Genomic DNA, 9,679 nt, shown 5'->3' with positions numbered 1-9,679 from the left:
GGTAGCCTTTGGTCATCGTGACGGAAGCGAGATCCCATGTTCGAACGCCTCACCGCGGCAAGACGCACAGCCCACTCATCAGCTTCGGCAGCGATCGACTGGATCGATGATCAAGGGTTTTTCCTGCAGGTCATCGACCAGGCGCCCATCAACGTGATGGTGTGCGATGCCGAGACGCTGGTAATCCGCTATGCCAATGCCGCTAGTCTGCACACCTTGAAGAGCATCGAGCATCTCTTGCCGGTGACCTCCGACAGGATCGTCGGCTCCTGCATCGACGTCTTCCATCGCCACCCCGCCCATCAGCGCGCCATGCTGGCGGACCCGGCGAACCTGCCACATCGGGCGCGTATCAAGCTGGGCCAGGATTATCTCGATCTCTTCGTTACCGCCCTCATGGTCAAGGGTGCCTACAAGGCGCTCCTGCTGACCTGGTCGGTAGCGACCCAGGAGGTCCGCACGGCCGATCGCTTCGAGCGCGAGGTCAAGGGCGCCGTCCAGTCGCTGGGCCAGACCGTGCCTGAGCTCGGCCAGACCGCCTCGATCCTGGACGATGCCTCGACGGATGCCGCCAGCCAGGCGCGCAATGCCGCCGAGGCCTCGCGCCGCCTGGCCGATACGACCGACCTTATCGCCCGTCACGGCGGCGACGTCGCCAACGTCGCCGACAAGACGCAGGAAAGCGTCGCCGCCACCAACCGCCATGTCGCCGACCTCAAGGCCGCCGCCAACGACATCAATACGGTGACCGACCTGATCCGCAGCGTCGCCGAGCAGACCAATCTTCTGGCACTGAACGCGACGATCGAGGCGGCGCGTGCCGGCGAGGCCGGGCGCGGTTTTGCCGTCGTCGCCGCCGAGGTCAAGGCGCTGGCGGCACAGACCGCGACGGCTACCGGCGACATCGCCAGCCGAATAGCCCAGGTGGGCCGACACACCGACACGGTCATGGCCGCCATCACCGAGATGGAACGGGAGACAGTGCGACTTCGCGCCGCCACCGATGCCATCTCCGGCGCGGTCGAGAATCAGTCAGGGTCCACCAAGGAGGCGCGCCAGGCCATCGAGAGCCTGCTGGCCATGTCGGAGCGGACCCAGGAAGCGGCAAAGTCGCTGACGGCACTGGGCGACGGCATCACCCAGGAAGTGGCTGCACTCGACAAGGTGACCTCGATCTTCCTCGAAGACGTTCGGCGAAAATAGGCGGACCGCCAGGGCCCGCCCCGGACAGCGCGGCCGGCAGTCTGGATAGCTGCACTGTGAGCACCGGAGCCAGCTCGTCGGATCGTCCACCGTATTGGCGCCAGCCAGGATCTTGAACCCTTGGCCGTCGCAGGGGCGCAAGCGCGGCCGACCGGGGCTATCGGCGTTCGCGGCGATGGCGCTCTTTGGACAGGATTCGCCCGGACGAAGCACCATCGATCATGCTCGACATGGCCAGGCTCACACCGCGAGCCGATGCCGGCAGGCCGCCTTTGCTCAGGCGTGAACGCCCGGCACGTACCAGTCCATCTTGCTCAGCGCCTCGTCGCTTAGCGTCTCGCCGGCCGCCGCATGCTGCGTGCCTTTCTGATCGACGATCGGGCCCGTGAAGGGATGGAGCTTCTTGGCGATGATAGCCCCCTTGATCTGATCGGCCGCCGATGCCGCCTCCGGCGTCACCTTGGGTCCGTAGGGAGCGATCTCGACATTGCCGGTATCCAGGCCCATCCAGACGGCACCGCTGGTCCAGCTGCCATCCATGACCTGGCCCAGCCGGCGAATATAATAGGCTGACCAGTTATCGACGATGGCCGAGAGCTGGCAGTTGGGCGCGAACTTACGCATGTCGGAAGACTGGCCAAAGCCCATCAGGCCGCGCTGCTCGGCGACCTGTAGGGCGGCCGGGCTGTCGGTGTGCTGGACGATGATGTCCGCCCCCTGGTCGAAATGCGCCTTGGCCGCGTCGGCCTCCTTGCCTGGATCATACCAGCTATTCACCCAGATGACGCTCACCGTCGCCTCAGGGTTGACCTTCTGCATGGCCAGCGTGAAGCTGTTGATACCCTGCACGACCTCGGGGATCGGAAACGAGCCGATATAGCCGATCTTCTTGGTCTTCGTGAGATGACCGGCGATCGTGCCGATCACCGCGCGGCCCTCGTAGAATCGCGCATCATAGGTCGCGAGATTGGCCAGCCGCTTATAGCCCGTCGCATGCTCGAACTTTTTGGCGGGCAGGCTGCGCGCCACCTTCTCCACCCCATTCATGAAGCCGAACGAGGTCGCAAAGACGATATCGTTGCCGGTGGTCGCGAGTTGCCGGATGACGCGTTCGGCATCGGGACCCTCGCTGACATTCTCAACGAAGCTGGTCTGGATCTTGTCGCCGAAATGCGACTGAGCGGCCAGGCGGCCCTGGTCATGCTGATAGCTGTAGCCGTAGTCGCCGACCGGCCCGACATAGACCCACCCGGCCTTCAACGGCCCCTCGGCACGTGCCCTGCCGGGCAACGCCAGGCCCGCGACGGTCGCCACACTTGCACCCAACGCCCGCCGGCGGTCCATCGTCCAGCTCATCCACCATGCCCTTTCATGCTCTCGACCATGCGAGCCTAGCGCGCGGCACCGCTGGAAGGGAACCGATCTTCGTAAAACAGGAAGGCGGCCTCGCCGGATTCTTGCAACGGCCGGCGCGATGCCTTGTCGAGGCACCCCGGGGCCTCAGCGGTCAGGCTGCAATCATCGTGGCGGGGCCCGGCATGGGTCGCGCGTTCACCTTGATCGACCCGTGCTCGCTCGCCGAGATCTGGCCGTCAGCCAGCATGAGTTGAGCAAGAAGGTCGAGAGCTACTTGCAAGGCCTGTTGGTTGTTGTCCCCCGGCAGGCTGGCCACCTGCGAGGCTGCCGCGCGCAGCCAGGCCAGGCGGCCGGGCAGGCCTTCAATGGCGACGAGCCGAGCGGCCTCGCTGATGACGGCGCGCGGATTGGGCAGCCGGACGGAGGCCAGGAACTCGAACTGGCTGGAGGCAGCCATGATCGCCTTGATGGGCAAGGATGAAATCATTCTCGAACCTTAAAATCCTAGGCGGCTCGGTCGATTATGGGAAACTCGGGTGAGTAAACGGTTAAGCTTGGCGGCAGGTCCCGCTTCTAGCCAAACTTTCCTTTGTCGCGCCAGGGGACGCACACGATTTCCGGATCTCCTTGAATGACAAAAACGGAACGTGAAGCCATGGATCAGAAGGAACGCCAGGTCGTCGACGAGCTGTTCGGCAAGCTGTCGAACCCGGAGTTACAGGCGACGCCGCGCGATACGGAGGCCGATCGACTGATCCGCGCTCATGTGGCGCGCCAGCCCGAGAGCTCCTATTACATGGCAGGCCATTTTGGTGCAGGAGCACGCACTGGCCACCGCCCAGGCGAGGATCGCGCAGCTCGAGGGTGAGTTGACCCAGCGGCCGGCCGGCGGCGGCTTCCTCTCCGGCCTGTTCGGCGGCGGCCAGGTGCCCCGCGCGCAGCCCGTGGCACAAGGCCCGCTGAGCGGTGTGCGTCCAGGCGGCGGCGGCTTTCTTGGCGGTGCCCTGCAGACGGCCATGGGTATCGCTGGCGGCATGCTGGTAGGCAACATGCTGATGAACGCCTTCTCGGCCGATCCGGCCACGGCCGTCGAGGGCATGGTGAACGATGCGACGGCCGATTTTCTTCCCGAGGCGGGACCCGCCCTCACGGATGGGGATGAGGAAATCTGATCAGGGCAGCGTTTCGCCGCGCGAAGGGGTCAGCGCACCTGGCCGACGGGACGCTTGGGGGCGGCGGCGAGGAGATCGGCCGCCACGCCGGCTGGCAGGCGCAGATAGACGAAGAGCGAACTGAAGGCGATGAGGCCGACCAGCAGGAAGGCCGGGCGAAACAAAGCGGGGTCCAGGGTGGAGCCACCGCCATTGCCGACGGTGAGATGGAGGATCAAGGCAGCCGTGCCGACGCCCATGCTCATCGAGAGCTGCTGCATGGTCGAATAGAAGCTGGTGGCCTTGCTCATGCGCTCGGGCTCGACCTCGGCATAGGCGATGACGTTGAGGCCGGTGAATTGCAGCGAGCGGAAGAAGCCGCCCGCCAGCAGGACGAACAGGATGGCCGCACTGGGCGTGGTGGCGGTGAAGGCGGCGCAAAGGGCGATCGAGAGCGAGCCCATGAGCGAGGTCAAGATCAGCATCGCCTTGAAGCCGAACCGGCGGATGAGGCTGGCGGCGCAGAACTTCATCGTCAGGGCACCGGCCGCCGAGGCGAAGGTCAAGAGGCCCGACTGGAAGGCGTTCAGGCCGAAGCCCAGTTGCAGGAGAAGCGGCAAGAGGAACGGCAGGGCGCCGATGCCGATGCGGAAGAGGGTTCCGCCCACAACGGCCGACCTGAAGGTCATCAGGCGCAGCAGCTCCAGATCGAGGATGGGGTTGGCGACGACGCGGGCGTGGAGGAAATAAGCGATGACGCCCAAGAAACCGACGGCGAAGAGAACCAGGACCAGCCAATCCGGGAGGAGGCCGCGGCCGGCGGTCTCGAAGCCGAAGACGATGCCCGAGAGGCCGCAGCCGCTCAGGACGAAGCCCAGCCAGTCCAGAGGCGGTACGTGGGGCTCTTTGATATGCTCGAAGAAGCGCGTGGCGAGCGCGATGCCCAGGATGCCTATCGGCACGTTGATCCAGAAGATCCAGCGCCACGACGCGTAGGTGGTGATGAAGCCGCCCAGCATCGGGCCGATGACCGGGCCGATCAGGGCCGGGATGGTCAGGTAGGCCATCGCACCGACCAATTGATTGCGCGGCACGGTGCGCAGGACGACGAGGCGCCCGACCGGTACCATCATGGCGCCACCCATGCCCTGGAAGATCCGGGCCAGAACGAAACCCAGCAGCGAATCGGTCATACCGCAGACGACCGAGCCCATGATGAAGACCAGGATGGCAGCGCGAAAGACGTTCTTGGCGCCGAACCGGTCGGCGACCCAGCCGCTGATCGGGATGAAGACGGCAAGACTGAAGAGATAGGCGGTGATCGCGAGATTGAGCTGCAAGGGAGGAACTTGCAGCGACTGCGAGATCGAGGGCAGAGCCGTGGCCAGGACCGTCGAATCGAGGCTCTCCATGAAGAGCCCGCAGGCGACGATCATAGGCACCAGCCGTTCGCGCGCAAGCACCGGCCGACTATCCTTGAACATAAGAGGGCGATCGAGCGAGCTTCCTTGAAGCATGCGGGCGATGGCCACGTCCAGTATGAGGGCTTTGCCGTAACGCACACTTGTTCGCGGGCTTAGGTGCTATCATCTTGGAGAGCCGCAGGCCGTCGCACTCCTTTTTGGAAACCCATGAGCGAACAGCCCGAAACCAGCCTTGTCCTTGATCAGCTCCGTTCGCTGGCCAGCGCCGCCGATGCGAGCGACCGCCCGGAAGGCGGCCGCGCTTTCGAGATCGTCTCCGACTATGAGCCGGCCGGCGACCAGCCGCAGGCGATAGCCGAGTTGACCGAAGGCCTGAGGCGCGGCGAACGCGAGCAGGTGCTCCTAGGCGTCACCGGCTCGGGCAAGACCTTCACGATGGCGCACGTCATCCAGAATCTGCAGCGGCCGGCCATCATCCTGGCTCCCAACAAGATCCTGGCGGCCCAGCTCTATGGGGAGATGAAATCCTTCTTCCCCAACAATTCGGTCGAGTATTTCGTCAGCTATTACGACTATTACCAGCCCGAGGCCTACGTGCCGCGCTCGGACACCTATATCGAGAAGACGAGCGCGATCAACGAGCAGATCGACCGCATGCGCCACTCGGCGACGCGCGCTTTGTTCGAGCGCGACGACGTCATCATCGTGGCCTCGGTCTCCTGCATCTACGGTATCGGCTCGCCCGAGACCTATGCGCGCATGACGCTCAACCTCAAGGCCGGCCAGACGGTCGAGCGCCAGAAGCTCTTGCGCGCTCTGGTCGAGCTGCAATATCGCCGCAACGAGATCGACTTCGCCCGCGGGTCGTTTCGCGCCAAGGGCGACGTCATCGAGATCTTCCCGGCTCACATGGAAGACCGCGCCTGGCGGATCTCGATGTTCGGCGACGAGATCGAGACCATCTTCGAATTCGATCCCCTGACCGGGCAGCGCCAGGGCAAGCTCGAGCAGATCCGCCTCTATCCCAACAGCCACTATGTAACGCCAAGGCCCACGCTGCGCGACACGGTCGAGGCCATGAAGAAGGAGCTGAAGGAACGGCTGGAGGAGTTCCGCAACGCCGGCAAGCTGCTGGAGGCGGAGCGGTTGGAGCAGCGCACAACCTCTGACATCGAGATGATCTTGACCACCGGCTCATGCTCGGGGATCGAGAACTATTCGCGACTTCTAACCGGCCGCAAGCCGGGCGAGCCGCCGCCCACGCTCTTTGAGTATATCCCGCCCCATGCGCTTCTCTTCGTCGACGAGAGCCATGTGGCCGTGCCGCAGGTAGGCGGCATGTACAAAGGCGACTTCCAGCGTAAATCGACTCTCTCGGAATTCGGCTTCCGCCTGCCCTGCTGCATCGATAACCGACCGCTCAAGTTCGAGGAGTGGGACGCGATGCGACCGCAAACCATCCTCGTTTCCGCGACACCCGGCCCCTGGGAACTGGCCCAGACCGGTGGCGTTTTCGTCGAGCAGGTGATCCGGCCGACCGGCCTCGTCGACCCCCTGGTCGAGGTGCGCCCCGTCGAGCACCAGGTGGACGATCTGCTGGCCGAATGCCGGACGGCGCACGAGAAAGGCTATCGCGTCCTGGTTACGACCTTGACCAAGCGCATGGCCGAGGATCTCACCGAATATCTCCACGAACAGGGGGTGCGCGTCCGCTACCTCCATTCCGACATCGACACGCTGGAGCGCATCGAAATCATCCGCGACCTCAGGCTCGGCAAGTTCGACATCCTGATCGGCATCAATCTCCTGCGCGAGGGCCTGGACATTCCCGAATGCGGCCTGGTTGCCATCCTGGATGCCGACAAGGAGGGCTATCTCCGCTCCGAGACATCGCTGGTCCAGACCATCGGCCGGGCGGCGCGTAACGCCGAGGGCCGCGTCATCCTCTATGCCGATACGATGACACGCAGCCTAAAGGCAGCCATGGACGAGACGGAGCGCCGCCGCGCCAAGCAGACGGCCTGGAACGAGGCGCACGGCATCACGCCCACGAGCGTGCGCACCAGGATAAATGACATTCTTCAATCGGTGGCCGAGCGCGACTATGTCACCGTCGATCTTGGCGAAGACGCGCCGCAATCGATGAATGGCATGACCCTCCAGGCCTACGTAGGCGAGTTGGAGAAAAAGATGCGGGAGGCAGCCGCCAATCTCGAATTCGAGGAGGCCGCCGCTATTCGCGACGAGATCCGTCGCCTGGAAGAGGGCGAGCTTGGCCTGCCCGCCACCAAGGGAGGAACACCCCTCGTGCGCCGCGACGACGCCACCTATCTCAAACCGCAAAAGCGCAATCTGCGCGAGGAAAAGCGCCGCATGGCCAAAAGTCAGAAACGCCAGCGCGCCGGCGGCCCGGCGGGCGACTGAAAATGGCATTGGCGAACCGAATGCCCGGTCGGGCGATGCTCCTGGCCGCCCTCTGCCTGGCCGCCTGCTCGAGCGAAGAGCCGAGCAACGGCAACCTTTCCTCGGGCACCATCGCCGGCCGGCGCACCGCCAATCTCACCTCGCCGCTGCCGCCCGGCACCAGCATCACTGACGCCTGTGCCGCCTATAGCAGCGCCCTTGACCTGGCCACGCCCTATTCCCGGGCGGGCTCGCTCACCAGTGCGCAGAATGCCGCCATCAGCTATGCCGTGCAGGAAGCAGGGCCCGTCTGCATGCAGACCCCGCCAAACCCGCGCAGCAAGCCGGTCGTCGACGCCAGCCTCGCCACTTTGGCCCACGCCGGCATCCCCGTGCGCTGAGCCGGGGTTCGACGGCTACCGCCCCTCGGGGCTGCTTGAGCAGGGGCTCAGAGGCGCCAGTAGCCCACATGATCGGCCTTCTCGGCGTCGGCCTCGTCGAGAGGCTTGCCGGGGTCGAACTCGGGACCGTTCTCGATCTGCTGGCGGGTGAACTCGGTGGCGATCGTCTGCTCGAACCAGTCCACAGCCTTGAACTTCTTGATGGGTAGGACGACCTTGCGGCCCGGCAGCCAGTTGCGTGTATCGACGACGACGTGGGTCAGGCGGTTCAGACCGTCGGCCACGACCAGGTCCTCGACATGGCCGAATTCGCCATCGGCCGCGTTGACGTAATAGCCAAGGATCGCCGCCGCGCTCCGCAAATGTGGATCGACATTCTCGCCGGCTTCCACTTCCAGCTCCTGTGCCACGGCATCCTTCTCGTCATGCTCGGGCGTGATGGCGCCGATCGCAGCCGTGCCCCAGGGAGCAATAAAGGCCGGGACGTCGCCAATGCTGTAGGGGTCCCAGGCGTAATGGCGGCTGATCGCCTCCTCGATCTGCCGGTCGACGGGCTTGTCCGTCAGGATGTCAGGGCTGGCCTCGATCTGCGCCTTGGTCAGCGAAGTCGGCAGCCGCTTGCTCGCATCGTCGGGTGGACTAAAGGCGGCGGGCGGCAATAGTACCTTGCGCCCCGGCAGCCAGTGGCCCGTGTCGACAACCCACCAGCGGATGAGGGAGGTCTGGTCGTCAAACAGCGCATCGCTGACGCTGCCGATGTCACCATCGGCGGCACCGATGGTGTAGCCTTTGAGGCCGTAAATAGTGTGGACCAATGCATCACTCCCGACATCGTTCCTGCATGGGGATAGAGCAATCCCGGCGAAGGTCCAGATGCGTGCGCCGCGCGAATATGTCGTATGCGACATATTGATGCATGAATCGATGTTTTCATCTTTTATCACAGGGCGAGGCCCGCGTTCGCCAGCTAGGCCTGACGGAACACCTTCATGCTGCAACGCATCATATATCTTGCACCTATCAGGAAACGGTCATACCTGTTTGTGCATCGCAGCAAACGATCAACCAAAATCTCCGGAGCCTCTCGTGGCCACAATCAACAATCCTTCCTACGCACCGAAGTTCGACATTGAATCGGTCCTGGCACTCTATAAGTCGAACATCGAAACCTGCGTTGCCGCGCAGAAGATTATGTTCGACTTCTCCCAGACCCTGGCCAAACGTCAGGTCGAGACCGTCAAGGAAAGCTTCGCCAAGGCTGAGGCCCTCATGAAGGGCTTCGACGGCAAGAAGCTGCCCCAGTCCTATGTCGACGACGCCAAGGCCGCGATCGAAAAGGCGCTTGCCGATGTCAAGGAAGCCATGGACATGGGGATGAAGGCGCAAAACGACGTCGTCGATCTCTTCGTCAAGCGTGCGAGCGCCAATTTCGACGGTGTGAAGACCATGGCCGCCTGATCGGCCGCCCTTCCGCCTCATCACCGACGCCGACATGGAGCCTCAGCGACAACATCGCTGAGGCTCCATGTCGTTTCCCACACCCGGGGGACGCCGCCCCCTGAATGGCATCGCCTTGCGGGCGCCTGGCTACAGCAACGACGTGTGTCCGCGCCCTTACCGCAGGACCGGAGATCGTGCCGGCGGTAACTTTCTGGTAGATTTCTGGCAGTAACCTGATCTCCGTCCTCTCTACGTTCCTGACGAATCAGCCAAGGCTACCGCTGCTCCGGGATCAGCGGCG

8 protein-coding genes and 1 pseudogene are annotated in these 9,679 nt (G+C 64.0%); 5 read left to right on the top strand and 4 right to left on the bottom strand.

The genetic code is table 11. From position 1 onward, the window contains the following. The first annotated feature begins 36 nt into the window (after positions 1-36). A complete protein-coding gene (locus tag CFB17_RS02715; RefSeq protein WP_088559826.1) occupies positions 37-1,203 on the top strand; it encodes a methyl-accepting chemotaxis protein in 1,167 nt (388 codons plus the stop codon). Positions 1,204-1,479: 276 nt separating this feature from the next. On the opposite strand, the gene CFB17_RS02710 is transcribed toward CFB17_RS02715, so the two are convergent. Together CFB17_RS02710 and CFB17_RS02705 are read right to left on the bottom strand one after the other, a co-directional pair. Then, the gene (locus CFB17_RS02710; protein ID WP_243389682.1) at positions 1,480-2,559 is read right to left on the bottom strand and encodes a BMP family ABC transporter substrate-binding protein; all 1,080 of its coding nucleotides are present in this window, start codon (positions 2,557-2,559) and stop codon (positions 1,480-1,482) included. A gap of 151 nt (positions 2,560-2,710) precedes the next feature. Further along, positions 2,711-3,046 carry a hypothetical protein gene (locus tag CFB17_RS02705; protein WP_088559825.1) on the bottom strand — a complete coding sequence of 112 codons (336 nt, stop codon included), beginning with the start codon at positions 3,044-3,046 and terminating at the stop codon, positions 2,711-2,713. Positions 3,047-3,190: 144 nt separating this feature from the next. Between CFB17_RS02705 and CFB17_RS02695 the strand changes: the two are divergent. Further along, positions 3,191-3,731: pseudogene (locus CFB17_RS02695) on the top strand (DUF2076 domain-containing protein). A gap of 29 nt (positions 3,732-3,760) precedes the next feature. On the opposite strand, the gene CFB17_RS02690 reads toward CFB17_RS02695, so the two are convergent. Next, on the bottom strand, positions 3,761-5,272 hold the full coding sequence (locus CFB17_RS02690; protein ID WP_207761893.1) for a DHA2 family efflux MFS transporter permease subunit: 1,512 nt from the start codon (positions 5,270-5,272) through the stop codon (positions 3,761-3,763). 69 nt (positions 5,273-5,341) lie between these two features. Between CFB17_RS02690 and uvrB the strand changes: the two genes are divergently transcribed. Both uvrB and CFB17_RS02680 read left to right on the top strand, forming a co-directional pair. After that, positions 5,342-7,558: an excinuclease ABC subunit UvrB gene (gene uvrB, locus CFB17_RS02685; protein ID WP_088559822.1), complete on the top strand. Its 2,217-nt coding sequence runs from the start codon at positions 5,342-5,344 to the stop codon at positions 7,556-7,558. A 2-nt stretch (positions 7,559-7,560) separates the two neighbouring features. Further along, on the top strand, positions 7,561-7,938 hold the full coding sequence (locus CFB17_RS02680) for a hypothetical protein (RefSeq protein WP_088559821.1): 378 nt from the start codon (positions 7,561-7,563) through the stop codon (positions 7,936-7,938). A 47-nt stretch (positions 7,939-7,985) separates the two neighbouring features. On the opposite strand, the gene CFB17_RS02675 is transcribed toward CFB17_RS02680, so the two are convergent. Continuing rightward, the gene (locus tag CFB17_RS02675; protein WP_088559820.1) at positions 7,986-8,753 is read right to left on the bottom strand and encodes a PRC-barrel domain-containing protein; all 768 of its coding nucleotides are present in this window, start codon (positions 8,751-8,753) and stop codon (positions 7,986-7,988) included. A 271-nt stretch (positions 8,754-9,024) separates the two neighbouring features. Here CFB17_RS02675 and CFB17_RS19075 point away from each other — a divergent pair, with 271 nt between their 5' ends. Further along, positions 9,025-9,396 carry a phasin family protein gene (locus CFB17_RS19075; protein WP_165769384.1) on the top strand — a complete coding sequence of 124 codons (372 nt, stop codon included), beginning with the start codon at positions 9,025-9,027 and terminating at the stop codon, positions 9,394-9,396. Positions 9,397-9,679: the final 283 nt, after the last annotated feature.

Source organism: Arboricoccus pini (assembly GCF_900187945.1).
Classification (GTDB): Bacteria; Pseudomonadota; Alphaproteobacteria; order Geminicoccales; family Geminicoccaceae; genus Arboricoccus; species Arboricoccus pini.
The sequence above is the reverse complement of the archived record's forward strand: the minus strand, read 5'-3'. Positions and strand labels throughout refer to the sequence as shown.